This window comes from Paramicrobacterium fandaimingii, assembly GCF_011751745.2.
Lineage (GTDB): Bacteria > Actinomycetota > Actinomycetes > Actinomycetales > Microbacteriaceae > Paramicrobacterium > Paramicrobacterium fandaimingii.
On sequence record NZ_CP061170.1, the window covers coordinates 535,831 to 560,079 of the forward strand.

General features: G+C 64.4%; 21 protein-coding genes. 8 read left to right on the plus strand and 13 right to left on the minus strand.

Annotation, left to right across the window (positions count from 1 at the left end):
* Positions 1–2 precede the first annotated feature (2 nt).
* A complete protein-coding gene (locus HCR84_RS02600; RefSeq protein WP_166982377.1) occupies positions 3–3,002 on the minus strand; it encodes an MGH1-like glycoside hydrolase domain-containing protein in 3,000 nt (999 codons plus the stop codon).
* 183 nt (positions 3,003–3,185) lie between these two features.
* Positions 3,186–4,130, minus strand: a complete 945-nt coding sequence (locus HCR84_RS02605) for an alpha/beta hydrolase (RefSeq protein ID WP_166982375.1) — start codon at positions 4,128–4,130, stop codon at positions 3,186–3,188.
* A 315-nt stretch (positions 4,131–4,445) separates the two neighbouring features.
* On the opposite strand from HCR84_RS02605, the gene HCR84_RS02610 reads away from it, so the two are divergent.
* Positions 4,446–5,726, plus strand: a complete 1,281-nt coding sequence (locus HCR84_RS02610) for a pectin acetylesterase-family hydrolase (protein ID WP_166982373.1) — start codon at positions 4,446–4,448, stop codon at positions 5,724–5,726.
* Positions 5,719–6,318, plus strand: coding sequence for a TetR/AcrR family transcriptional regulator (locus tag HCR84_RS02615; RefSeq protein ID WP_166982372.1), 600 nt, complete (start codon positions 5,719–5,721; stop codon positions 6,316–6,318). Before HCR84_RS02610 ends, HCR84_RS02615 begins: the two co-directional genes overlap by 8 nt.
* A 43-nt stretch (positions 6,319–6,361) precedes the next feature.
* On the opposite strand, the gene HCR84_RS02620 is transcribed toward HCR84_RS02615, so the two are convergent.
* The 5 genes from HCR84_RS02620 to HCR84_RS02640 form a co-directional block, all read right to left on the minus strand.
* Positions 6,362–7,420 (minus strand): FAD-dependent oxidoreductase, encoded by a 1,059-nt coding sequence (locus HCR84_RS02620; RefSeq protein WP_166982370.1) that lies wholly within the window; start codon positions 7,418–7,420, stop codon positions 6,362–6,364.
* Positions 7,413–8,123, minus strand: coding sequence for a methyltransferase domain-containing protein (locus tag HCR84_RS02625; RefSeq protein ID WP_166982368.1), 711 nt, complete (start codon positions 8,121–8,123; stop codon positions 7,413–7,415). Before HCR84_RS02625 ends, HCR84_RS02620 begins: the two co-directional genes overlap by 8 nt.
* Complete coding sequence (locus HCR84_RS02630) at positions 8,120–9,196, minus strand: type III polyketide synthase (protein ID WP_166982366.1); 1,077 nt, start codon at positions 9,194–9,196, stop codon at positions 8,120–8,122. Before HCR84_RS02630 ends, HCR84_RS02625 begins: the two co-directional genes overlap by 4 nt.
* Positions 9,197–9,270: 74 nt before the next feature.
* On the minus strand, positions 9,271–10,860 hold the full coding sequence (locus HCR84_RS02635) for an MFS transporter (RefSeq protein WP_166983229.1): 1,590 nt from the start codon (positions 10,858–10,860) through the stop codon (positions 9,271–9,273).
* Positions 10,861–10,865: 5 nt separating this feature from the next.
* Positions 10,866–11,291 carry a MarR family winged helix-turn-helix transcriptional regulator gene (locus HCR84_RS02640; RefSeq protein WP_166982364.1) on the minus strand — a complete coding sequence of 142 codons (426 nt, stop codon included), beginning with the start codon at positions 11,289–11,291 and terminating at the stop codon, positions 10,866–10,868.
* Positions 11,292–11,424: 133 nt separating this feature from the next.
* Here HCR84_RS02640 and HCR84_RS02645 point away from each other — a divergent pair, with 133 nt between their 5' ends.
* The 3 genes from HCR84_RS02645 (at position 11,425) to HCR84_RS02655 (ending at position 13,941) form a co-directional block, all read left to right on the plus strand.
* Entirely contained in the window at positions 11,425–12,120 is a 696-nt protein-coding gene (locus HCR84_RS02645) for an alpha/beta fold hydrolase (RefSeq protein WP_166982362.1), read from the plus strand.
* Between the two features lie 196 nt (positions 12,121–12,316).
* Complete coding sequence (locus tag HCR84_RS02650) at positions 12,317–13,195, plus strand: alpha/beta fold hydrolase (protein WP_166982360.1); 879 nt, start codon at positions 12,317–12,319, stop codon at positions 13,193–13,195.
* Positions 13,196–13,200: 5 nt separating this feature from the next.
* Positions 13,201–13,941 carry an NRDE family protein gene (locus HCR84_RS02655; RefSeq protein WP_166982358.1) on the plus strand — a complete coding sequence of 247 codons (741 nt, stop codon included), beginning with the start codon at positions 13,201–13,203 and terminating at the stop codon, positions 13,939–13,941.
* A 46-nt stretch (positions 13,942–13,987) separates the two neighbouring features.
* Here the strand turns inward: HCR84_RS02655 and HCR84_RS02660 are convergent, their stop codons facing one another.
* Complete coding sequence (locus tag HCR84_RS02660) at positions 13,988–16,024, minus strand: aldo/keto reductase (RefSeq protein WP_338040122.1); 2,037 nt, start codon at positions 16,022–16,024, stop codon at positions 13,988–13,990.
* A gap of 78 nt (positions 16,025–16,102) precedes the next feature.
* Between HCR84_RS02660 and HCR84_RS02665 the strand changes: the two genes are divergently transcribed.
* Complete coding sequence (locus HCR84_RS02665) at positions 16,103–17,092, plus strand: LacI family DNA-binding transcriptional regulator (protein ID WP_166982356.1); 990 nt, start codon at positions 16,103–16,105, stop codon at positions 17,090–17,092.
* Positions 17,093–17,306: 214 nt separating this feature from the next.
* Here HCR84_RS02665 and HCR84_RS02670 read toward each other — a convergent pair whose 3' ends face one another.
* On the minus strand, positions 17,307–17,924 hold the full coding sequence (locus HCR84_RS02670; protein ID WP_166982354.1) for a histidine phosphatase family protein: 618 nt from the start codon (positions 17,922–17,924) through the stop codon (positions 17,307–17,309).
* A gap of 52 nt (positions 17,925–17,976) precedes the next feature.
* Here HCR84_RS02670 and lplAB point away from each other — a divergent pair, with 52 nt between their 5' ends.
* On the plus strand, positions 17,977–19,026 hold the full coding sequence (gene lplAB / locus HCR84_RS02675) for a lipoate-protein ligase LplAB (protein ID WP_166982352.1): 1,050 nt from the start codon (positions 17,977–17,979) through the stop codon (positions 19,024–19,026).
* Positions 19,005–19,928, plus strand: a complete 924-nt coding sequence (locus HCR84_RS02680) for a DNA-methyltransferase (RefSeq protein WP_166982350.1) — start codon at positions 19,005–19,007, stop codon at positions 19,926–19,928. The genes lplAB and HCR84_RS02680 overlap by 22 nt, the downstream gene beginning before the upstream one ends.
* A 106-nt stretch (positions 19,929–20,034) precedes the next feature.
* Here the strand turns inward: HCR84_RS02680 and HCR84_RS02685 are convergent, their stop codons facing one another.
* The 4 genes from HCR84_RS02685 to HCR84_RS02700 all read right to left on the minus strand — a co-directional run bounded on the left by HCR84_RS02685 (position 20,035) and on the right by HCR84_RS02700 (position 24,207).
* On the minus strand, positions 20,035–21,258 hold the full coding sequence (locus HCR84_RS02685) for an NAD(P)/FAD-dependent oxidoreductase (RefSeq protein ID WP_276511795.1): 1,224 nt from the start codon (positions 21,256–21,258) through the stop codon (positions 20,035–20,037).
* Between the two features lie 103 nt (positions 21,259–21,361).
* Positions 21,362–21,802 carry a Fe-S cluster assembly sulfur transfer protein SufU gene (gene sufU, locus HCR84_RS02690; protein WP_166982346.1) on the minus strand — a complete coding sequence of 147 codons (441 nt, stop codon included), beginning with the start codon at positions 21,800–21,802 and terminating at the stop codon, positions 21,362–21,364.
* Complete coding sequence (locus HCR84_RS02695; RefSeq protein WP_166982344.1) at positions 21,799–23,091, minus strand: SufS family cysteine desulfurase; 1,293 nt, start codon at positions 23,089–23,091, stop codon at positions 21,799–21,801. The genes sufU and HCR84_RS02695 overlap by 4 nt, the downstream gene beginning before the upstream one ends.
* 78 nt (positions 23,092–23,169) lie before the next feature.
* Entirely contained in the window at positions 23,170–24,207 is a 1,038-nt protein-coding gene (locus HCR84_RS02700) for a LacI family DNA-binding transcriptional regulator (RefSeq protein ID WP_166982342.1), read from the minus strand.
* Positions 24,208–24,249: the final 42 nt, after the last annotated feature.

Sequence of the window (24,249 nt, forward strand, 5' to 3'; positions counted from 1 at the left end):
AGCTAGAGAGAACTGGCCGCCAACCGCACTGATTTGCCCGTGGTGTACGTTTCCTCGAATGACACGCCATTACCAGTTACCGTCACCGTGTTGTGAGTTGCGACGATGTTCAGCTGCTTTCCACGCCAGCGGAGCTGCTTCACTCCGGCATCCGTCAGGCCCGACGGCAGGTTCGGTGTGATCACGAGTGAATCTGGCTCTGCCTCGACACCGACGAACGCATAGAGGAAGCTTGCCGGTACAAGCCCGCTCTCGGGGAAGGGCACGTCTGTTCCTACAGACGACCCTGCTGTGGCACCGTCAACAGTCGACTCACCGCGGAACAGGGGAGCACCGCCGCACAGATGATCGGGTTCGCTCCAGCGATCGAGAATCGCGGTCATACGCGCCCACGCGTCATCGGCCGACTGATACCTGGCGCGTGCCATCACATCGAACCCCGACGTGTACAGAATCGCTCCGCCATCTTGCACTTCATCTCCCCAGGGCGTGGTGAGGTGGGTGAGGAAGAACCAGTAGCTGTTTCGCCTGGTTGTTGATCTCGGAGCGAACACCCACTTCGAATAGATGTCTGCTGGGCCCTCGACGTGATCATCGAGCGCCACGATGAATCGGGTCGAGGCGTTGGCATCGGGTGCCCCATCCGCGTAGGCAATGGCGCCATCCACGGGCGTTGCAGACGACCACCAGGCAAGCGAACCCGTCACGTCGGAGACCTCAAGGTAATAGACGCCCGGTTCCTGTGAATCAACGTCGATATGCGCGACGCGTCCATCGGACCAGTCGCTGAACTGCTGATCGGCGACTTTGGTCGCAGATTCCCCTGGCAGGCCCTTGTGGAGCGTCATTGTGAACGTCGCACCACGATTGCCGAATGTGGGGAATCGGGCAGCGACGCTCGTGAAGGCAGCGTCAGCGGTGAAACTCTGACCAAGGGAATGACCAGGGTCGATCATGGGAGCGAGTCCGCCGCTCTCGATGAGCACGACGGGCTCCTGAAGCTCGGTATGGCCGTTGTCGAGCCAGTCGAAGATGCGAGTGGCCATGTCGTTCGTCGGCAGCCCGAAGGATGCTGCTTCGAGATTGACATACGTCGAGCCGTAATCGTGCACAACACCGTCCACGTCGATGGTCTGCACATATCGACCGTCGGCGTCATTCCAGAACGTGGTGTTGTACTTCTTCTTGACGAGCTTTCGCAGGCCGCGAAGTCGAGCAGCTCGTCCTCTGCGACCGGCGTGCTCCTCTAATTGGGCAACAGCTTCGAGGGCGCCGTAGAAATAGGCATTGAGGTAAGCATCCTTGTATCCGAACGACGTGACATCCCAATAGTTCGAGGGCAGTGCTCCGTCTCTGCCGTCATGATCTGGCGACGTGATCGTGACCACTCCCTTCTTGCCGTCGAGTGAGTCGATGTAGAAATCAATTGCACGCCTGACCCGCGGCATCATCGTCGACAGAAAGTCGGAGTCTCCCGTCCATGAGTAGTAGCGCCACGCACCGAGCACGTACAGCGCATTCGATGTGAAGTGTCGCGCATCGAAGAGTTCCGGATCAGGGAATGGCCATCCCTGCGAGTCAGGCCATGACCAGACGTACCCGTCTTCGTCGAGCGATGTACCCAGCAGCGAATCGGCTTGAGCACCAGCACCCGCCGTGCCCGTCCAGTCGAGAATGCGTCCTTCCCAATCGGCCCAGGCCATCGCGTGCCCGTCGAATCGATAGCTGAGTGCACGTTCCCAGTAGAACGTCGACAGTTGCGCGGCTCTCGTGCTGTCCGACGCCGTGAACACAGGGAAGATCTCGGGCAGGGCGTCTGAATGTGCCTTGATGTCGACAGCGATGGTGCGGGAGATAGCCTGCCCAGGCTCAGCACTGCCCGAATTGAGTGCAAGCGCCATCGCCTTCGCGGTCATAGTTCCGTCGATCACAGGCGAATCTCCGGTGAACCGCAGATCATACGGGCCGCTGCCCGTGGCAGTCACAGAACCTTCTCCCGAAACCGGTGTCGTCCACGCATCGCGACGCTTCAGCTGCTCTGACGGCATGTAATCACCCGCGTCCCCGTAGAAGCGGCTGAACCGGATGCCGTCTGCATCGGCGATTGAGTAGCCATCTTTGACCCATGATGTGTTGAGGGTCAGCCCTGGATCCGGTCGGGCATCCGTCTGCCACTCGATATCGTACGTCGACGTCACGGCGCTTCCATCGAGTTCCAGGTCCCACGTTGCGATTCCGTCAACGTTGAAGCCGACGACATCGAGCGTCATGGTGCGATCTGCCTGCACCTGCCGATCGTCGTATGCTGCGCCGCCGAGGTCGACTGTCGTCTCTCCGAGTTTGCTCCACCAACCTGGAGTACCCGTGCTGTCAGAAAGCTCCATATAGTAGGTGCCGGCAGGTTGGGCGGGAACGTCGAGGTATGCCCATCCATTGTCTTGAACCGGATTGATCTCGCGGCGGGTGATTTCTGTGAGTGCGGTGTCTGGCGTTCCAGAGTAGAGCGTCATCGTGACCGTCGAGTTCTGGCTGCTCCAGGTGGGAAGCTGTGCCCCGACCTTTGAGAAACGGTACATCGATGCCGTGAATGACTGTCCGAGTGTGTGCCCAGTGCTGAGAGGCACGGGAGAGCCCACTTGATCTTGCTTGACCGTCGACGCAGATGGCAGTTGGATGCCGGTGATGCTGAGTTTCGTGTCCGTCGCGGTGTAGCTCACATCGGCGTTGAACCTGGAATCGAAGAAGTCCGTGGCTCCGACAAACACCGACTTAAACGTTGAGCGCTCAAACTTGCCTGCATCGCTCGGGTCACACGCGAACTGGGTGAGCTTGCCGTGGGCACCGGAGAGGCTGACGTATCCGTTCGTCAACTGATACGTTTCAGATGCAGCGGCGGGTTGCTGCGGGCGGGCGAGCCCGCTCGCGGCGAGGAGAATGCCGCCGCCAGCTCCCTGGAGAAACGTCCTCCGATTTGTTCGGAAGCGCATAATGCCGTTACCCATGTGAACTCCGTTGTTCGAGTCGTTGTGTGGAGCACCGTCCCGGAGCTCCACTATTCACCGGTTCAGAGGCATCCGTGGACGCCTGCGAATTAGTATTGAAAGGTTTCAGAGAACTTTGACAGAAGGCAGACAGACTGTCAAGCATCCTCCGTGGTTTCGCTGTCTTTCTTGTCAGTGACAGCCTCACACTCTTGACGGCTCGGCAGGTGAGTAGTTCGCTAACCACTCGGCGATTCGTGTGATGCTTCTTTGGGCCTGTGGGCTGTGCGGCTGATCAAGATGGCCGTGCAGGGTCTCCGGCTCAAAAGTGAGATGCACAGACACGCCAGCATCCATCGCCTGTCTGGCGAATTCTTCGCCCGACAGACGATGCTCGTCGTACTCAGAATTGAGGATGAAGATCGGCGCCATGTCGTTGAGGCGTGCATTACCCGCAAAGGCATACGGGTCACCACGCGGCTGATCGGGTCCGAGGTAGTTGGCAACGATCTGAGTGACCAAGCTCTGCGGAAAACGCGCCTCGGAGGGAACCAGGGTGAGGACCTTCTGCAACTCGGCGGACCCCTCCGGAAGAACTTCGTGCACGAGCGGGTAGACAAGTACGGCCGACGCGGGACGAGGCCCTTGGCCGTCTCGAAGTCTGACGGCAACCCCTGCCGCCAGGTTCGCGCCCGCACTCGCGCCGCCGATGTGCATGGCACCCAAGTCGATTCCGAGTTCATCGACTGCCCAGACCCACGCGTCAAGGAGATCGATCGACGGCACGGGAAAATGCACGCCGAACAACGCCTTGGTGTACTCGACAGACAGCACAGTGAACCCGCGTGCTGCGAGGGCGAGGGCAACCCAGTTGCTCTCGGGCATATTGAGGTTTCCTCCGACAAAACTTCCGCCGTGCGCCCATACGAGAGCACCGCGCGGGGTGCCCGCCGGTGTATAAAGGCGGGCGGGAAGATCGCCGCTGTGCGCGGGAATGAGCTGGGACGTTACCGTCACATGCTTGAGATCCGGATACTGTTCAACGAGCGAGGCGATGTCGACATCGGTACGTGGATCAGGGTCGGACGTGCCACTTTCCAATTTGCGGATAGTTTCGGCGAACGAATTGGCGGCGTCGACGTCGTCCATGCCACTCCTTGAATCGTTTCAGGATCGTATTTCTCGAGCCTACGGTGCACCTTTGCAGTCGTCAACGACAGCGGGTGGTGATTGGCGGGTCAGTGCATGCGGCCAATACAGGTCCATCGCGCTCACCGACAAGCGCTAACGCGACGGAATCGCGCGAGAGCGTTTGGCGCGGACTCGTTTGCGCGCCGATGGTCGCGACCGATAAATTAATGCTACAGTCAGTGTAATGAGTAAGTGAGTGTAGTAATGTGAGGTTTCCGTTCGCCCCGATCGCCAGGGTCGAGTCGACGGGGCGACGGGAGGAGCAGTTCGGTTATGAAGGTTGTCACGTGGGTGGGCGCAGGACTCGTCTGCGCATTCGTGGTGTGGAGCGCGGTGAGCGCTCCACTCGTGGTCCTCGCGCTCCTTGGCGTGCTCGCGCTCCTTGGCGTCGCGTTCGTGCTGTACGTCTTCAGACGCCCCTCGTCGGCGACCGCACTGAGCGAGATCGCCGACCGCAAGTGGCACAACGTCCACTTGGGGGATGGCACGGTCAGCGGAGACGGATCCCCGTACGCGATCTACGTGAGGCGGGGTGAATCGCCGAACCTGATCATCCACTTCTCGGGCGGCGGGGCCTGCTGGGACGGTGAGACGGCGTCGCGTCCCATCACCCCGCTGCGCGTCCTGCGCGGCTACACCCGAGATCTGAGAGCGTTCTACTTCGCCTCTCTCACCCGGCTCTTCCCCGCCGGTCTCACTGGGCTGGCGAACCGCCGTGACAAGAAGAACGCGTTCCGCGACTGGACGTTCGTCTTCGTTCCCTACAGCACGGGAGATCTGCACGTCGGCGACACCGTCAATGACTACACCCGCGACGGTCGCACCTATACGGTCCACCACAACGGAAGGGCCAACGTCTCGGCGGCACTGGAGTGGGTGTTCGCCAACGTTCCCCGTCCGACCAAGGTCATGGTCTCGGGCGAGAGCTCCGGGGCCTGGGCATCGGTCTTCTACGCCCCGGTCGTCGCCGACCACTACCCCGACAAGCCGGTCTTCTGTCTCTCCGACGGGGCGGGGATCGTCTCCCGCCGTTGGCCGGAGTTGTTCGAGCGCGTCTGGAATGCCGGCGGTCCCGAGGTTATCGGGTTCCGCGTCGGCACAGACGTCTACAGCGACGCCATCTCTCGCCGCGTCGACCCCACACCAGAGAACCTCGTGTACCTGCACAGCAACACGCTCTACGACGACACGCTCACTCGGTTCTCCGCTGCCCTCAATGGCACACCCACCGATACCGACCAGTTCATCGACGGCTGGGCCCATCAGACCAGGGAATCGATGAGGCAGCTGAGCGAATCCGCGTACGACTACCGATACTTCCTGAGCGACTGGAGCCACAACACGAGACGCCACACAACCGCTCACACGGTGACCACCAACGACTTGTTCCACAAATGCCGGGCCGGTGGAATGACCTATTCCCGATGGCTCGCGCGGAATGTCATCGACGACGAAGCCGTCTCGGTGGGCGAGGAACACCTTGCGGAACCATGCTCTCGCTCAGAGAACGCGGAGTCCGCACTCCTGGGAGGCCTGACGAACCGTCATGACTGAAGCATCTCCACAGGGCCGACGCGAGCGGAAGAAGAACGCGACTCGAACGAAAATCCTGGACGCGGCGACGGCTCTGTTTCTCGAGCGCGGCTTCGACGCCGTCACCGTCAGCGAGATCGCCAATGCTGCGGACGTCACGTCGAAAACCGTGTTCGCGCATTTCGCGCAGAAGGAGGCCCTCCTCTTCGGCGACGAGGCTCAGCAGCATGCACGCCTTGTCGCAGCAGTGCGCAACCGTGAGCAGACAACGCCGATCTCGGCCGCGCTGCGGGCTCACTACCTGAAAGAGATCGCTGAGATGAACACAGGGCCGGGCCGGCGCCTTCTCGCCGTCATGGAGCAGGCCCCGACCGTTGTCGAGTACGCCGAGCGAATGTGGGTCCGTCACGAGGACGCCCTCATCGCGGAGATCACCCGCCAATTTAGACTGGATGTCGCGACAGACGCGATCCGCCTCTACGTCCGCTTCGCGCTCCAGATCCAGCTCCTCGCACGCCGCTCCCCGGACCCGGGAGCGACGATCGACGCGGGATTTGGCCTCCTCGACGAAGGATGGCGACGCTACTGCAGCACGATCGACTCGCTTCTGTGACCTCACCTGCGTGAGCACCAACGGGACGGTGTTCTGCGTGCACTCACAGCTGCGCCATCGTGAACGCTGCCTCGAGCCGCCGGGCGAGTGGCCCCCACGTGAGCACGCGAACCCCGGCGCGCCTGAACGGCTGGGCGAACGCGGGAATCGGCGTTCCGACGCTCATGTTGAACGCGGCCTGCGCCATCGCCTTTCTCGCGGTTCCCTTCCGCTCGCGCTCCCAGGAATCGAGCGCGGCGGTGTCGCCGTCGAGAGCACTGATCAGGCACGGGACGAGAGCGGCAGCATCCAGGATTCCCAAGTTCATTCCCTGGCCTCCGATGGGGCTGATTTCGTGGGCGGCATCGCCGAGAAGCACGATGCGCCCCTGCACCCATCGATCGGCGAGGTGCTGCGCGGCGATGAATGAGCTCGTTTGCTCAGCAGTAGAGGGCGGGAGCCTGACGCCCGTGCGCTCGCCGACCAGTTGTGCCAGATCGGTGCCGATCGCCGCTCGCGCGACCCACCGACGTCGTGACGAGGGAAGCGGAAACGACTCGACGACGCCGCGTTGCGCAAACCACAGCACAGCCGCGTCGCCGAGCTCTGAGTCATCGCCGACATCGGCCATGAGGTAGCGGCCTCTGCCAGCGTGGCGCCGCCAGGCGGCATCCGATTCACCCCGGATGCTGCTGTCGACGCCATCTGCGGCGATCACGATGCGCGCACCGACGGCACCGCCGGGAACGTGCACGCGGGCAGAGCGCGCGCCGTTCTCCACGCCGGTGACCGGAGTTGCGCGGCGGAGATGTCGAACGTGCGCGTCGAGCTCCGTTTGCAGGAGATGCTGCGGCTGCATGAGCACGGGAGGAGCGAAACGCATTGCGCCGAGCACACGATCATGATCCCGTGCTTCGCCTCGCGCTATCGGCCGTGCCCCGGGAAGTTCGAGACCGAGCTGACGCAGAACGGCGACGGCGGGCGGGTGGATTCCGACGGCGCGGGGACGCTGTGAGATCGCGTCGCGTCGCTCGTACACGGCCGTCTCCAGGCCGCGGCGCTGCAGGAGGGCGGCGACAAGCGTTCCGATCGGGCCAGCGCCCACGACGGCAACGTCAGGCACCGAGAACCTCGCTGCGCAGAAGGACGCGGCTCGGCGATTGCGTCGTCACGTGCCAGGGCACGGGAACGACGACCCGCAGCTCCGACGCCGTGTAGCTGCGACGAATCGACAGCAGACCGTCTTCGCGAATCAAATTGCCCGCGGTGAACGGCAGAGCGAGCACGCTGAACGCCGCATACGCGAAGAGGGAGCGCTCGATGTCGCTGTGCACGACAAGACCGCCGTGCGCGCAGCATCCGGCTGTCTCGTCAAGAAATGTCGGCAGGTCGTCGATGTGGTGCAGCACATGGTTCGAGACGACAACGTCGAACTTCTCGCCGAGCTCGCCGGCCCGCACGCGCAGAAACCGAGCGTGAGAGCCGCTGCGTGTTGCGGCGGCCGTGGCCTCATCGATGGCGATAGCATCCGGATCGACCCCCGTCACCTCGATGCGCAGTCCATCGCGTGCCGCCCAGCGCTCGAGCGCTCGGGTGACGTCGCCCGCGCCGCACCCAACGTCGAGCACTCGAGGCACGTGCCCCCGAGCCCGTGCCGCCCGAAGTCGAGGGCGCACGTGCGCGACATATGTGCGGCGCCACCCGGCGACGAGTCTGTTCACGACCTCGAAGCGCTGATAGGTGCGGCGCAGAAGCGCCGGATCGCAGTCGGGGTCGTCCATTCGCTCCGTCAGAGAGTCGTCGCGTTGGCGCAGGCCTGCCATCATTCCACCGTCAGCAGTGCAGATTCGACGGTGAGCCCCGGCCCGAAGGCGAGCGCGCAGACGCTGTCGCCTGTCTGCGCATCGGCGAGGATGCGTTCGAGTACGAACAGAACTGTTGCGCTCGACATGTTGCCGAACTCGCGCAGAACAGACCGCGATGCTGCGAGCTGCTCAGGCGCAAGGTCGAGCGCTGTCTCGACGCGGTCGACGATGCTGCGCCCGCCCGGGTGCAGTGCCCAGTGCGTGATGTCGCGCGGTGTCGTGTCGCCGATGAGGCCGTCGAGTGCGCCCGTGATGTGCTCGCCGATAATGTGCGGAACGTAGCTCGAGAGCACCATGAGAAAGCCCTCGTCGCCGATCGTCCAGGCCATCGCCTCTTCCCCCGTCGGCGTCACACGAGTGTCGAACGAGTCGAGGCTCGCCAAGCCGGCGCCCGTGTGTACGACGGCGGCGCCGGCCCCGTCGGCGAAGAGCGATGACGCGATGATCTGGTCGGGGTCGCTCGACGATCGCACGTGCAGTGTGCACAGCTCGACGCTCACGACGAGCACGACAGCATCAGGATCGGCGGCGCACAGCTGCTGGGCGAGGCGAAGCGCGGGCATTGACGCGTAGCATCCCATGAATCCGAGGTTGTAGCGCTGCACGTTGGGGCGCAGCCCGAGCTCCCGTGCGATCAGAAAGTCGGGGCCCGGCGCGAAGAACCCCGTGCACGAGACGGTGATGATGTGGGTGACCGTGTCTGTGTCGATATCTGCCGTCGCCTTTCGGGCGGCGTCGACGTACAGCTTCCCCGCCGCTTCTGTGAACAGATCGTTGCGCGCTTTGGTGCCGGGTGAGAGCAGCAAGCCAGATCGACTGTCGTAAAATTCCGGATGCTCGACGTCGACGCTTCGGTCGAACTCGACGATTGCCGAGCGCCGTGTCTCAATGCCTGACTGGTCGAAGCTCGTCGAGATGAGTCGCTGGGCGAGCCTGCTGAGCTCCGGCTGCGAGGCGAAGACGTCGCGAACCTCGTTCTGATGCAACACGGTGTCGGGGGTGACGGTGGCCAGTGACGCGATCGAGATGGACATAGTCGATGGTACGCAGCGGCGATCCGCCCTGGCTAGCGCTGAGGTCTCGGCGAGAGCCAGATCACAGCGTGCGCTCAGGGGCGATCGGCCTGTTCATCGTCGTCATCGAGGTACTTCACGCGAATCTGCCCTGTGAGTGTCTCGGGCTCGATGAGCGGCACCGCTTGCGGGGCCGACGCCGGTAGCGCGATGGACGCCGTCTCGAGGAACGTCTCTTCGGCAGAGGCGGCGGGGATCTCCGTGGTGTCGGCGCGCTCGCCGACAGCATCCGGAGTCGTGTCTTTCGCGCTGGCCCCGAAAGGCTTCCCGTGAACGTCGAGGTACTCGGCTGCGCCGCCGTCGCCGTGCACAACCTGAATGGGCGTGGTCAGGCCCATGCGCCCGAGGTTCGTTGTGGCGGCGCCGGGCATCGGCTTTCCAAAGTGGGTGACGACGAGCCTCCAGCGGGACGCCGGGTCGCGGTGCAGCCGCAGCTCGCGCGAGACGATCAGCCAGCCCAGTCCAACGGCGCACGCGGCGAAACCGGCAAGCGCACCGACCCCGAGGGTCCATCGCGCGCCGAACGCGTTGGCGATCCAGCCGACGATGGGCGCCCCGACCGGCGTTGATCCCATGAGAATCGCCGCATACAGCGCCATCACGCGCCCCCGGATGATCGGGGCGGACGTTGTTTGAACGTAGCTGTTCGCCGTTGTCAGCAGCGTCACCGTCGAGAAACCGACGAGAATCATCGAGATCGCGAACGATACGTAGGTGGGCATGACGCCCGAGACCGTGGATGCCGCGCCGAACAGTCCCGCGGCCGTGATCACGATGCGCATCTGTGGTCTGGCGCGCCGTGCCGCGAGCAGCGCACCGGTGAGGGAGCCGATCGCCAGAATCGACGACAGCGCTCCATACTCGCTTGCGCCCCTGCCGAACTCGACGGCCATCGTCGAGGCGACGATGGGGAAGTTCATGCCGAACGCGCCCATGATGAAGACGATCACGAAGATCACCGTGAGGTCGGGCCGCGCCTTCACATAGAGAAAGCCCTCGACGATGTTCTTGATCGGGCTTCCCGTTGCGCGCGGGCTTGGGTACAGGTCCTTCACCCGCAGGCTGATGAGCACGGTGAGTACGGCGAGAAATGACACTGCATTGATCATGAACACCCAGCCCGAGCCGACGAGGGCGATCAGAATGCCCGCGACCGCCGGGCCAATGAGCCGAGCCGTGTTGAACGACGCCGAGTTGAGAGAGACAGCATTCGCCATGTTGTCTTGACCGACGAGATCGGAGACGAACACCTGTCTCGCCGGGGTGTCGATGGCATTCACAACGCCGAGGGTGAACGCGAAGATGAACACGTGCCAGAGCTCGGCAACGCCGGTGAGCAGCAGGATGCCGAGTCCCGCCGCGAGCAGCATGAGCCCTGACTGCGTGCACATCAAGATCTTGCGTCGGTCGAAGTGGTCGGCGATATATCCCGAAATGGGAACCATCAGCAGCTGCGGCCCGAACTGCAGCGCCATCGTCGTTCCCACCGCGAGGGCATTGTTGTCTGTCAGATCGACGAGCACGACCCAATCCTGCGTCGTCGCCTGCATCCACGCGCCGATATTCGACACGAGGGCACCGATGAACCAGATGCGGTAGTTGAAGCCCGACAACGAGCGGAACATGTTCTTCACTGGGTGGCGAGGCTCCTCATCAGGTCGCTTGCGGCCGCGAGTGTGGCGCGATCGTCGGGGCTGAGTGTGCGCAATTGCTGATGCAGCCAGCGATCCCGTTTCTTCACTGTCTTCATGACGGTTTCGTGGCCGGAATCCGTCAGAGTGACGATCACCTTGCGCTTATCGTGCTCGTCAGCGACGCGCTCGATATAGCCCCACTCCTGCAGAGAGTTGACCGTACGATTCATCGAGGGCGCAGAGACGCCCTCCCGTTCGGCAAGGGCGGTCAGGGTCTCCTTGCCGTGTTTATGAAGCCCGGCCAGCACCGAGAAGTGGGCATCGCTGAGCTCGCCGTCTGCCTTTTCAGCTCGCAGTCTGCGAGCCAGTCGAAACGTCGCGATGCGCAGCTCTGTGCTCTGTTCGCCAATAGTCCTTGCCACGGCTAATTAGCTTAGCTTATTAGCCTCGCTAAGTAAATCAATCCGTATGTTTTCGTGACGAGGCATTGTGATGCGTGACCGCCATGTGTACGGTGTGAACATGAGCGACGATGCAACGGAGTGAGGAGTGCTCATGGCGACATTCGTTCTGATTCCCGGCGCTGGTGGGGCGGGGGAGGTCTACTGGCGAGAGGTCGCGGCGGAGCTGATCGCGCGCGGTCACACCGCAATCCCGGTTGAGATCGCGGGGGACGACCCCGCGCTGGGTCTTCCCGAGTACGCGGCGATCACAGACGAGGCGATCGGTGCGCACAGCGATGTCGTCGTCGTGGCGCAATCGCTTGGCGGGTTCACCGCTCCCATGATCACCAAGCGTGATGCTCTTTCGCGGATCGTCCTGCTCAACGCGATGATTCCTCTCCCGGGCGAAACTCCTGGCCAGTGGTGGGGTGCCACAGGTTGGGAATCGGCGCGTCATGCTGCCAACGCCCGTGCGGGTCGGTCCGACGACCTCGACACGGACGAGGTATTTCTTCACGATGTCCCTGACAGTGTGAAAGCTGCGATGGCAGAATCCGGCCGCGAACCCGCCGCGACTCCGTTCGAACAGCCGTGCGCGTTCGCCGAGTGGCCCAACGTGCCTGTGCACGTGTTGGTCGGTGCAGATGACCGGCTCTTCCCTGCTGATTTTCAAGTGCGGGTTGCCCGTGAACGGCTCGGAATCGCCGCTGACGTGATGCCCGGCGGTCACCTCGCAGCGAAGAGCAGACCCATCGACGTGGCCGAACGGCTCATCCGATATGTCGAAACCGGTGGCATGGCAAGGTGACACGGGGCCGGTGGGGTTCGGATGCAGTCAGCGGACATCGCGGCGGTTGTCCTCGACGAACGTGTGCTGCACGGCTGGGACCTTGCTCGCGCCACTGACCGGAACGTCGTCGCTTGACACCCTGCTCGGTCTCGCCGGACGAAATCCTGCCTGGCATTGAGCGCGTCCTCCCGCGTGACCTGGGTACGCTGGGGCTATGCGGCCAGCACATACTGCGGAACCGGACGTCACGCGAACGCTCGTCGATGACGAGAACGTTCGCATCACGTACTACGAGTGGACGGCGGCGAAGCCGCGTGGAATCGTGCATATCGCGCACGGAGCGGGGGAGCATGCCCGTCGGTACGCTCCGCTTGCCGCGGACCTCGTTGCCGCGGGGTACACGGTCTTTGCTGACGATCATCGCGGACACGGGCAGACGGGCCGTGATTATCTCGGGCTCTCGCACCTGGGCCCACGGGGCATGAAGGGCGCAATCACCTCGCTTCTGCGTGTGGCCGAAACGGTGCGCGAGCAGCATCCGGATCTGCCGCTTTTTGGAATCGGGCACAGCTGGGGTGCCCTGTTGATGCAAAAGGTGATCGCTCGATCAGGGGTGTATGACGGCGTGGTTCTGAGCGGAACCGCGCTTGCCGTCCCCGGTGTGCTGAATGCCGGGGACCTCAACAAGCCGTGGCGCGGCGCCGGATCGACGGGGCTCGAGTGGCTCAGTCGCGATGCGAACGTGGGCGCCGCCTTCGACGCCGACGTGCTGTGTTTCGACATTGCCGAGAAGCCGGTGTGGAATCTCACCCAGGCGCTGTCGTTTTTGGGCAGGCCGTCGCCGCGGATGCCCCGGGACATCCCCGTGCTCATCATGGTCGGCTCCGACGACACGGTCGGCGGCGAGAGAGGCGCCACGATGCTCGCTGAGTCGTACAGTGCGCGGGCAGGTCTGAGCGATGTCGACCTGCAGATCTTCCCCGACGCACGGCACGAGGTGTACAACGAGACGAACCGCGACGAGGTCGTCGCCCGGCTCACTCGCTGGCTCGATGAGCACGCGTCACGCGCCCAGATCGGCGAAGCGAGGTAACGCGCATGTGCACGGTCATCATTCAGGTACCCGCGTCGTCCGATGGGATCGTTCGCCTGCTTGCCGTGCGCGATGAAGACCCGGGGCGGCCGTGGCGGCCGCTTGGCGCCTGGTGGCCGCACGACTATCCGGATGCCGTCGGTGTTCTCGACGTGCGGGCGGGCGGCGCGTGGCTCGGCGCCGACCCTGTGCGCGGGCGACTCGCGGTTATGCTCAATCGTCCCGACTCGCTCGACGTTGACCCCCGCACGTTGGAGTCGCGCGGCGGTCTCGTGCTCGAGAGCGTTGCCGGTCGGTCTCCACGGCAGCCGCGCACCGCTGGATTCAACCTCGTCGAGGTGCACGGTGCGACCGTGACCGTGACGACGTGGGACGGCGACAGCATCGGCATCGAGGAGCTCGTGCCCGGCACACACATGATCGAGCACCACGATGTTGACGATCCGGGCTCAGCGCGCATCACGCGGTGGCTGCCCGAGTTTCAGGATGCCGCGCCGCGCGGTGGAGCTGTGCACGACGCATGGTGGGCAGACTGGGCCGTCATTCTTGAGCGCAGCGGGGTGCTGTCGCCTGGCGACGACGCCGCGATCATCCGCGATAATCGAGCCCACGGCTACCCGACGCTCTCGCTTCTCGCTTGCGTCGCGAGCGTCTCGACCGACGCGGCCGACGTGCGCTTCGCGCCGCTTCAGACACCGGGGGAGTGGAACGCACTCGACTTCGTTCCGCCGGTGCAGCCCGAGTAGCGCCAGTGAGCATGGCGCACCTCGATGCGCCATGCACCACCGCAACTCAGCTCACGCTGTCGGCGCGCAGATCGAGCCAGCGAACCTGCTGCTCTGTGAGGGAGATGTCGAGCCCGGCCATCGACGTTCGCGTCTCTTCGATGGACCGCGGCCCGAAGAGCGGAAACGTCGGGAATGACTGCGCGAGCACGTAGGCGAGCGCCACGGCGGTTGGCGCAACACCCAACTCGGCGCTGAGCGAGCGCGCACGGGCGAGTCGCTCGAAGTTGGCGTCGTCGTAGTAGCAGCGCACCAGCTCAGCATCCGATGTGTCGTCGCGGTCTGCACGAGCGAAGAAGCCGCGAGCCTGCGATGACCACGGAAGCAGTGCGATTTCTGTGCGTTCAAGCCACTCGCGATCCTCCGGTTCTGTCACGTGCTCGCAGCCCGCCCAGGGAACATCGAGTGCGTGGGCAAGGCCGAAGTGGTCGCTCAACGCGGAGAATGCGCGCTTGCCATTCGCCTTCGCATACGCCTGCGCCTCTTCGAACCGGGCAATGCTCCAGTTCGAACCGCCAAAGGCCCGGATGCGGCCGGCACGCGCTTCCTCGTCGAGAACGTCAACGAACTCGCCAACCGGAATCGCTGTGTTGTCGCGGTGCATGAGATACAGGTCGAGGTGGTCGGTTTGCAGCCGATCGAGGGTCTCTCCGAGCTGGCGCACGATCGACTCGGGATCGCAGTGCGGGGTGTGTGCGCCTTTTCCAATGACGACAACGTCGTCGCGGATGCCGCGATTCGCCACCCACTGACCGAGCAGGCGCTCCATCAGACCGCCGCCATAGATGTACGCCGTGTCGAAGGCATTTCCTCCGCGTTCGACGAAGTCGTCAAACATCGCCGAGGCATGCGCGAGAGTCTGCTGGTTGTCACAGCCGAGCACCAGTCGCGAGACGGGCTTCTCGATTCCTGCAATTGTGCCGTAGGGCATCGACGAGTCGTCGCGGCGGGTGAGTGGCCGATAACGTGCCGTGGGAACGTTCGCGGTGGCCGCCTCGAATGGGTATTCAAGCCCAATCGCCGCACGCCAGCGATCGAGAGCGCGCGCGTTTCCGAGGCTGTCCGCCCAGCTCATGCGTGGGCTCTGCCCAGCGTCGGCGAATTCCGCGAGCGCGTCCGCCTGACGCGCATAGGAGAACGCGGGCTCGAAATCGATGCGCTGCGGAGATTCGCCTACGCGCTCGACGTCGATGGAAGACGGAGCGTCGACGCTCGGAAGCCAGGGGGAGCGCACAGTGATGCGCCCTGCCGAACCATAGACGACGAGACTGCTTGGCTCATGCAGACCGATGCCGCACGTGACATGCGCGGTGATGCCCGAGGCGAATTCGAGCGAGGCGCTTGCCCACTCGTCGACTCCCGTGTGTCCGATCGTTCCCTTCGCGGTGAGCTCAGTTGGGTCGGCAAACGGCGCCCCCGTTGCGGCTCCAGCAACGAGCCGGGCGGCAGAGAGGGGGTAACCGCCGACGTCGAGGATGCCGCCACCGGCGAGGTTCGGGTTCTTGAGCCGACTGTCATCTGGCAGATCTGCCGCGAACGAGAACGCGGAATCGACGTGCTGCACGTCTCCAACCGCGCCGTCGGCAATCAGTTGAACAAGGCGATCGACCTGCGGGTGGAAGCGATACATGAAGCCTTCGGCAAGGTAGACCCCTGCGCGGCGTGCCGCCTCAACGAGCGTCATCACTCCTGCATGGTTCACAGCGAGCGGCTTCTCGCAGATGACGTGCTTGCCCGCTTCGACGGCCTGAATCGCGAGGCGAACGTGCTCGGTGTGCACCGTTGCGATGTAGACGGCATCAACAGTGGGGTCGGCGTAGAGCTCGGCATACGACCCGTAGGCTCGAATCGGGGCCTCGCCAGTCTCGAACTCGGCAGCGAACTCTTCTGCACGGCCGATCGTTCGACTGGCGACAGCGGTGAGCGTGCCTGTGCAACTGTTCGTCAGCTGTTCGGCGAAGCGGTGGGCGATGTTTCCCGGCCCGATGATTCCCCAGCGTACGTGATCCATCTTCTTGTCTCCCAGATTGCCGTGAACGTTCACGGAGCGAGTGTAGCAGGGTCGAGAAGTGAGTACCATGCAGTCAGAGGCGAGCGCCTTTCGGCGAGAAACGAGATCACAGTGAGCGCGACGAAAGCGGTGACGATCAATGACGTTGCGCGTGCCGCGGGAGTCTCCAGACAGACCGTCACGCGTGCGCTCAACAACATGCCCGAGGTGAGCGCCGCCACTCGAGAGCGCGTCGTCGCTGCCGCCGGTGCACTCAATTACCGCCCGAATCGCGCGGCACAGGGCCTTGTTCGAGGCCGAGAGACAACCGTCGGGCTCGTCGTCAGCGATCTGCGAAATCCGTATTACCCCGAACTTGCGTCCGAGCTCACGCGCAAGGCGGGCCTGCGGGGGTGGAGCGTCGTGCTGTGCGATCTCGGCAGTGATGTCGACGTCGCCCGTCGGCGCCTCGATGCGGTGGCGGGACGCGTTGACGCCATGGTGGGGCACTTGTTGGCGGCAGGGGAGTGGCGGGGAGCGCTCGCCAACACTCCGACGGTCGTCCTCGATGGCCCCCTCGACTCCGAAAAGCATGCGGTGATCGCAATCGATTACGAACCGGGCATTCGTGCGGCCGTCGATCATCTGAGAGCGACTGGACACTCACACATCGCCATGGTGGATGCAGGCCGTACCCCATCGATTCGGCGGCAGATCTATCGTCGCCTACTCCGTGAGTATGGCCTTCACTGGTCGCCCGATTCCGAGCTCGTCGCGCCCGACACGAACGACGGGGGAGTGCGTGCTGCCGCCCGCCTGCGGGAGCAGGACCCCGAGGCCGATGCGGTACTTGCCTTTAACGACGTATTGGCCGTCGGGATGCTGAAGGGTTTCGCGCGTGCACATGTCAGCGTCCCTGGCGACATTGCCGTCGTCGGCATCGATGGCCTCGATATCGGAACCCTCGTGACGCCTGAGCTCACGAGCATCGCCATCGACACGGCGAAACTCGCTGACACGGCAATCGAACTTGTCGCTGCGCTCCTCGACGGGGTCGCACCCCCAGACGAGCGACTGCATCGCATCGTGACGCACACCCTCACGGTCCGAGAGTCGGCGTGACCTCAGAGTGCACACCGTCGAGTGAAGCGTGCGCAAGGCCGGGAAGATCGGCATCACGAATCGGCCGCAGAAGCAGCCGGGACGTCGAGATCTCGAGCCCGAATAATGGCCAAATATCGTTCAGCTCCGTGCAGTGACACGACAACCTAGCGGACGTCCCAGCGCTCCTGTGTGACGTCCCAGATGGACGAGAGTCGGCGCGAACGATGTGGCGCTACGACGCGTTGGCGACAGGAACATTGAAGCTCAGCAGCGACGCCTTGTCGCTCTCGAACGACAGAGTCGTGAGTGCACAGTTGCCGACCTCGGGGAACACGTCGCGATAGAGGTTCGGGTCAATGGAGATGAGGGTGCACAGGATGAGGCGCATCAGAGTGCCGTGGCCCACGACGAGCGCCGTTCCGCCGTCTGCATCGCGAATGACGCGCGCCAGCACCTTGAGGGCGCGCGCAACAGCGATGGCACCAGGCTCGCCAGAGGGCATGGGGGACCGTGCCGGTGCCGCAATGAATGCGGCAGCAGCATCCGGATATTTCTCGGAGAGCTCGTCGATCGTGAGGCCTTCACCCTTGCCGAAGTCGACCTCGGCGAGATCGGGCTCCGTCCAGTGCGCGAGACCCGTTGCCTGAGCGACGGCGTCTGCCGTGAGCCACGCGCGGGACAACGCAGACGAGACGAGCACGTCAGGTCGGTTGCGGGACGCCCACCCGGCAAGCTCTTCGGCCTGCTGCACCCCCCGTTCGGTCAGTGCGATGTCGCTCGAGCCGGCGTACCGGTGGTCGCCGTGCCAGACGGTCTCGCCGTGTCTGACCATAATCAATGTCGTGCCCATGTTCCTATTGTGCCGCCCCTGAGCATCGGCGCAACGGCGATAGGCTGACACCATGCACGGTGAATACAAGGTTCCAGGCGGAAAGCTCGTTGTCGTCGACCTTGAGGTTGACGACGGCATCATCACGGAATTCGCTCTCGCCGGGGACTTCTTTCTCGAACCAGACGACGCCCTCGGCGCCATCGACCAGGCGGTGATCGGCATGCCCGCCGCAAGCGACACGGCAGCATTCGCCGCGGCGGTGCGCGGTGCGCTGCCCGACGACGCCTCGCTTCTGGGCTTCACTCCGGAGTCGGTGGGGGTTGCCACGCGGCGCGCGCTGTCGCAGGCGGCAAACTGGCGAGACTTCGAATGGCAGATCATCCACTCCGAAGCGGTGCCCCCGCGTCTGCATCTCGCCCTCGACGAAGTGCTCACGAGCGAGGTCGGCGCCGGCCGGCGCGGGCCGACGCTGCGCATTTGGGAATGGAACGAGTCTGCCGTGGTCATTGGCAGCTTCCAATCGGTGAAGAACGAAGTCGACATGGATGCTGCGGCCAAGAACGGCTTCGACGTCGTACGCCGCGTATCTGGCGGCGGTGCAATGCTCATGAAAAAGGGCGAGGTTGTGACGTACTCGCTCTATGTTCCAGCCGAGCTGGTGCAGGGCATGTCGTTTGCCGACTCGTACGCCTACCTCGATGAATGGGTGATCGAAGCGCTGCGCTCGATCGGCATCGCCGCCGAGTACAAGCCGCTCAACGACATCACGAGCCCCGGAGGCAAAATCGGCGGGGCAGCGCAGAAGCGCCTTGGCAACGGGGGAGTGCTGCATCACGTCACCATGAGCTACGACATGGACGGCGAGATGATGACGACGGTGCTGCGCATCGGCCGCGAGAAGATGAGCGACAAGGGCACGACCTCTGCGGCCAAGCGCGTCGACCCGCTGCGCAGCCAAACAGGGCTCAGCCGTGCAGAGATCATCGAGCGCATGAAAGAGACGTTCATTGCGCAGACGGGGGCGACCGCGGGAGAGGTCACGTCAGAGGAGTACGCCGAAGCCGAAAAGCTCGTCGAGACGAAGTTTTCGACCGAGGCATGGCTGAATCGGGTGCCGTAGTGGCGCACGACGCTGCCGACGCGGGCGCTGCGGCGACAGCATCCGGTGATTCTGTTCCGCCCGACGAGCGGCGTCTGCCCTCCTCGAGCGTCATTCTCGAGGGTGACAACCTGCAGATTCTGCCCCAATTTCCGGATGCCGCGTTCACGCTGATCTACATCGACCCGCCGTTCAACACCGGCCGTGAGCAGCGCCACACGCAGACCACACATGTGCGCGCCGCCGAGGGGACCGCCGGCACCGTCACGGGCTTCAAAGGGCAGACATACGAGCGCATTCGCGGCCAGCTTCATCGTTACGACGACGCGTTCGACGACTACTGGGCGTTTCTCGAGCCACGACTGCTCGAGGCGTGGCGGCTGCTCGCCGACGACGGCACGTTGTACCTGCACCTCGACTATCGCGAAGCTCACTACGCGAAGGTGCTGTGCGACGCGATCTTCGGGCGCGAGTGCTTTCTCAACGAGATCATCTGGGCGTACGACTACGGGGCCAAATCGAAGACGCGCTGGCCGACGAAGCACGACACGATCCTCGTGTACGTGAAGAACCCGCGGCGCTACCTGTTCGATTCGGCCGCCATCGACCGGGAACCGTACATGGCTCCGGGCCTTGTGACACCCGAAAAGGCGGCTCTCGGAAAGCTGCCCACCGATGTGTGGTGGCACACGATCGTGTCGCCGAATGGCAAGGAGAAGACCGGGTATCCGACGCAGAAACCTATGGGAGTGCTGCGGCGCATTGTGCAGGCGTCGAGCCGCGAGGGCGATTGGGTGCTCGACTTCTTCGCGGGCAGCGGCACGACGGGCGCCGTTGCTCGGTCGCTTGGGCGAAACTACGTGCTGATCGACGAGAACCCCGAGGCTGTCGCGATTATGCACGACAGGCTCCGCCACCAGTGAGCGGCGCCTGAGCGGCATCACGATTCATCTGTCGAAGATGTCGGTTATCTGGCACGAAAGGCGCCAACTTCGTCACATGAAAATCAGGTGACTGGTGGACGCGTTGTCAGCGCAGGGGATCGAACGGCGCGATCGCGGGGTCGGTTCTGCCCGTGACAATGCGCTCGGCGAGCAGCTTGCCCGTCGCCGGGCCGAGTACGATGCCCCACATGCCGTGGCCGCCGGCGACGTACACGTTCGGCGCTCGCGTCTGCCCGACAAGCGGAAGCCCGTCTGGCGTGACCGGGCGTGAGCCGACCCACTCGTCGTGCCGATTGTCGAGATCGACGCCCGTCATAAACGGTCGCACCTGGTTGACGATCGCTTGAACGCGGCGCGACTGGAACGGCTCATCTGGGCCGACGAACTCCATCGTGCCCGCGATGCGCAGCCGCCCCTCCAAGGGCGTGCAAGCAACGCGCTGAAGGGGCAGGTAGATCGGATGCTCGGCAGGCTCGTCTGTGTCAACGGTGAACGAGTAGCCTCTGCCCGCCTGCACGCGCACGTTGACGCCGAGCGGCTGAGCCAGCTGCGGCATCCACGCGCCGGTGGCAATGACAACGGAGTCTGCCGTGAGCGTCTCGCCCGTCGCGAACGTCACGGTGGGCATCGAGACGCTTCCCACGTCGGCCACCGGGTCGTGCAGGCGCATCTGCGCGCCGCGTGCCTCCACGGCTACGGCGAGGGCGTGCACGAAGTGGCTGGGCTCGATGAAGCGCTGGCCGTCCATGCGGTAGGCGGCGCCGATCTGCGTCGAGAGCTGCGGCGCCAGTTCGCGCGGGTCGTCGAGGCGTTCGACGTGAACGCTCTGCCCGTGGCGAATCACGCCAGCGACGTCACGCATGAAGCCGCGCGCCTGCGTGTCGTCGCCGAACCCGACGACGAAGGGCCCCTCACGGGTCCACGATTCGACGCCGCCGTCGGTCAGCTCATCGAAGCTCTCGAGCGCACGCTTGTCGATCGGGGTCAGCGCGGCCATCGCGCGATCCCACGCGCGCGGGGTTCCATGTGCGGCAAAGCGCGCGAGAAACGACCAGAGATTCAGATCGACGCGAATGGGCACGTGCAACGCGGCATCCGGGTCGACAAGGGCCTGCGGACCGTAGGTCCAGACGCTCGGATCGGCCAACGGAATCGTCTTTGCCGGAGCGAGCCACCCGGCGTTGCCCCACGACGAGCCCGCGGCGACGCCGTCACGATCGACGACCGTCACGTCGACCCCGTGCTCCTGCAGGTGCCAGGCGGTTGCGAGCCCCACCATTCCTGCGCCAATGACAATCGATCGCGTCACGGAGACCCCTTCTTTCTCACGTCGTCGTGGCCAGTATCGGAAACCTGCGGCGCTATTGCAAGGTGCTGTCTGTCGCCCCTGCTCGCGTTCGCCAACCAGGCGGCTACGGCAACTGCGCGAGCGAATCTTCCAGCGCGACCCAGGCGAGCATGGCGCACTTGACCCGGGCGATATAGCGCGAGACGCCCTCGAGCACGGCGGCGTCGCCCAGCGGCTCATCGTTGTCGACGCCAGAGCCTCGCGACCGCATCAGCTCGCGAAACAGCGCAATGCGCGCGGGTGCGTCGGCAAGCGGCATCCCGCTCGCCAGATCGCTGAGCAACGACGCCGATGCCATCGAGATGGAGCAGCCCGCGCCTTCCCACGTGACGGCGTCGATCATCGTGCCATCGTCGCTGAGGTGCACCTGCAGCGTGAGCTCATCGCCGCACGTCGGATTGAGCTGGTGCGAGGATGCTGCGGCCGCATCGCGCAGCCCGAAGCCGTGCTTCTCGCGCGAGTGGTCGAGAATGACCTGCTGGTAGAGGCTTTCGAGATCGCTCATGCTGTGGCTCCGAAGAACGAGCGAACCCCGGTGAGCGCATCGAGGAACGCGTCGACGTCTGCCGTCGTGTTGTACAGGTAGGTGCTGGCGCGCGTGGATGCTGTCATGCCGAACCGGCGGTGCAGCGGTTGCGCGCAATGGTGGCCCACGCGCACGGCGATGCCGCGGTCGTCGAGAAACTGCCCGGCGTCGTGGGCGTGCACGCCGTCGAGGTCGAAGGCAGCGAGGCCTGCGCGGGCGGCGACATCCGTCGGCCCCAGAAGCCGCACGCCGTCGATGCGCTGAAGGCCATCGACCAAGCGCGCCCCCAGCTCGCGCTCGTGCGCGGCAATGCGATCGAGACCCACGATGCCGAGATAATCGCATGCCGCGGCAAGGGCGATCGCCTGCGAGATGCGCTGCGTTCCGGCTTCGAAGCGCTGCGGAGCAGGCAGGTACTCTGCCGATTCGAGTGTCACCGTCGTGATCATCGACCCGCCCGTCAGAAACGGGGGAAGCGCGTTCAGCAGTTCGCGGCGACCGTAGAGTACGCCGATTCCCGTTGGCGCGAGCATCTTGTGGCCGGAGAACACGGCGAAATCAACGTCGAGCGCGCGAAAATCGACGGACATGTGCGGAACGGACTGGCACGCGTCTAGCACGACGAGAGCGTCTGCATCGTGCGCGAGTGCCGTCAGCTCGGCGACCGGTGCGACGGCGGCTGTCACGTTCGACACGTGCGCGAACGCAACGATGCGCGTGCGCTCGCCGATGATCTCGGCCGCGGCGTCGAGCCGCAGCACCCCCTGCTCATCGACCGGAATGGCGCGCACGACGGCGCCTGTGCGCGCCGCCAGCTCCTGCCACGGAATGAGGTTTGCATGGTGCTCCGCTTCGGTGACGACGATCTCGTCTCCCGGTTCGAGACGGAACCCCGCGGATGCCGCGCCGCCGCGCCCTGCCGTCGCATTGCCGATTGCGTAGGCTATGAGGTTCACGGCCTCCGTCGCGTTCGACGTCCACACGATCTCGTCTGCATCCGCCCCCACGAAGGCCGCCACGCGTTCGCGTGCCTGCTCGAAGAGCTCCGTCGCCTCGGCGGCGAGAGTGTGGGCGCCGCGGTGCACGGCTGCCGTGTAGTTCTCGACGAACGAGCGTTCGGCGTCGAGAACATTCGTCGGTTTGAGGCTCGTTGCTCCCGAGTCGAGGTAGACGAGGGGTTTGCCATTCACCTGCGTGCTGAGTTCGGGGAAGTCTGATCGGATGCGGTTAACGGCTGCGTCGTCAAGAGGCAGAGTCTGAACAGTCACAGCTCCATTGTCTCGCGCGACACGTGCCTCGTGGGCGGTGTTACCGTCTCAGCATCCGATGGCTCAATGTGCGGCGGTTCAGGCGCGCGGCGCCGTTGACTCGCGCACGACGAGCTCGAGCGGCATCATCGTGGCGTTTGGCACCGTCTCGTCTCCGTCGATCAGCCGCAGCAGGATGCCGGCCATGGCGTCGCCCATCTGCTCCGGTGACTGGTCGACGGTGGTCAGCGGCGGGGATGCTGTCGCCGCATACCTGTCGTTGTCGAAGCCGACGACCGAGATGTCGTCTGGCACGCGCAGCCCGGCGCTGCGCAGTGCCGAGTACGCGCCGACAGCCATCTGGTCGTTTGCGGCGAAGACCGCGTCGATGCGCTCGGAGTTGTGCAGCAGCGAGCGCATGGCTGTGGCGCCGTCGGCCGGTGAGAAGTCGCCATAGGTGACGAGTGAGTCGTCGAGCCCTGCGTTCGCGATCGCTGCCCGCCAGCCGTCGAGCCGGTCATGGCCACCGGGCATATCGGTGCGCCCAGCGATCGTTGCGATGCGGGTGTGCCCCAGGTCGATCAGATGCTGGGTCGCCATGCGCGCTCCATCGACGTTGTCGACGTCGACGTAGAACCCCTCGATCGCCTCGGGGATGAGCGGCCGCCCCGCGAAGACCATGGGAACCGTCGCACCCAGCTGCGTGTACGAATGGTCGCTCACGTGGTGCGACACGATGAGAGCGCCGTCGACGTTTCCACCGCGCAGGTAGCGCCGTGTCTTCGCCGAGGAGGTCTCTGTCTCCATCAGCAGGCTGAGCGTGTATTCGGTGTCGGCGAGGTGCAAGGCGACGCCTTGCACAATCGACGAGAAGAAGGGGTCATCGAACACCTTCGACGCGGTCTCGGGAACGATCACCGCGATGGCCTGCGTCTTCTTGCTCGCGAGGGACCGGGCGACGCGATTGGGCACATAGCCGAGCTCGTCGATTGCGGCGGTGACGAGCGCCACGACCTCGTCAGTCACCTTCGGTGAGTTGTTGACGACGCGCGACACCGTCGCCCGAGAGACGCCGGCGCGTGCGGCGACGGCCTCGAGGGTGGGCGCGCTCGAGGTCACGATTGTGCGATCCGTCATCGCGCCCGACCCCCTTCGGCAGTCGAAAAACTGCGTGTCACC

Coding starts and splice junctions, on each gene's coding strand:
- HCR84_RS02600 (WP_166982377.1), bottom strand. CDS start 3,002: ATGGGTAACGGCATTATGCGCTTCCGAACAAATCGGAGGACGTTTCTC.
- HCR84_RS02605 (WP_166982375.1), bottom strand. CDS start 4,130: ATGGACGACGTCGACGCCGCCAATTCGTTCGCCGAAACTATCCGCAAA.
- HCR84_RS02610 (WP_166982373.1), top strand. CDS start 4,446: ATGAAGGTTGTCACGTGGGTGGGCGCAGGACTCGTCTGCGCATTCGTG.
- HCR84_RS02615 (WP_166982372.1), top strand. CDS start 5,719: ATGACTGAAGCATCTCCACAGGGCCGACGCGAGCGGAAGAAGAACGCG.
- HCR84_RS02625 (WP_166982368.1), bottom strand. CDS start 8,123: ATGATGGCAGGCCTGCGCCAACGCGACGACTCTCTGACGGAGCGAATG.
- HCR84_RS02630 (WP_166982366.1), bottom strand. CDS start 9,196: ATGTCCATCTCGATCGCGTCACTGGCCACCGTCACCCCCGACACCGTG.
- HCR84_RS02635 (WP_166983229.1), bottom strand. CDS start 10,860: ATGTTCCGCTCGTTGTCGGGCTTCAACTACCGCATCTGGTTCATCGGT.
- HCR84_RS02645 (WP_166982362.1), top strand. CDS start 11,425: ATGGCGACATTCGTTCTGATTCCCGGCGCTGGTGGGGCGGGGGAGGTC.
- HCR84_RS02650 (WP_166982360.1), top strand. CDS start 12,317: ATGCGGCCAGCACATACTGCGGAACCGGACGTCACGCGAACGCTCGTC.
- HCR84_RS02655 (WP_166982358.1), top strand. CDS start 13,201: ATGTGCACGGTCATCATTCAGGTACCCGCGTCGTCCGATGGGATCGTT.
- HCR84_RS02670 (WP_166982354.1), bottom strand. CDS start 17,924: ATGGGCACGACATTGATTATGGTCAGACACGGCGAGACCGTCTGGCAC.
- lplAB (WP_166982352.1), top strand. CDS start 17,977: ATGCACGGTGAATACAAGGTTCCAGGCGGAAAGCTCGTTGTCGTCGAC.
- HCR84_RS02680 (WP_166982350.1), top strand. CDS start 19,005: ATGGCTGAATCGGGTGCCGTAGTGGCGCACGACGCTGCCGACGCGGGC.
- sufU (WP_166982346.1), bottom strand. CDS start 21,802: ATGAGCGATCTCGAAAGCCTCTACCAGCAGGTCATTCTCGACCACTCG.
- HCR84_RS02700 (WP_166982342.1), bottom strand. CDS start 24,207: ATGACGGATCGCACAATCGTGACCTCGAGCGCGCCCACCCTCGAGGCC.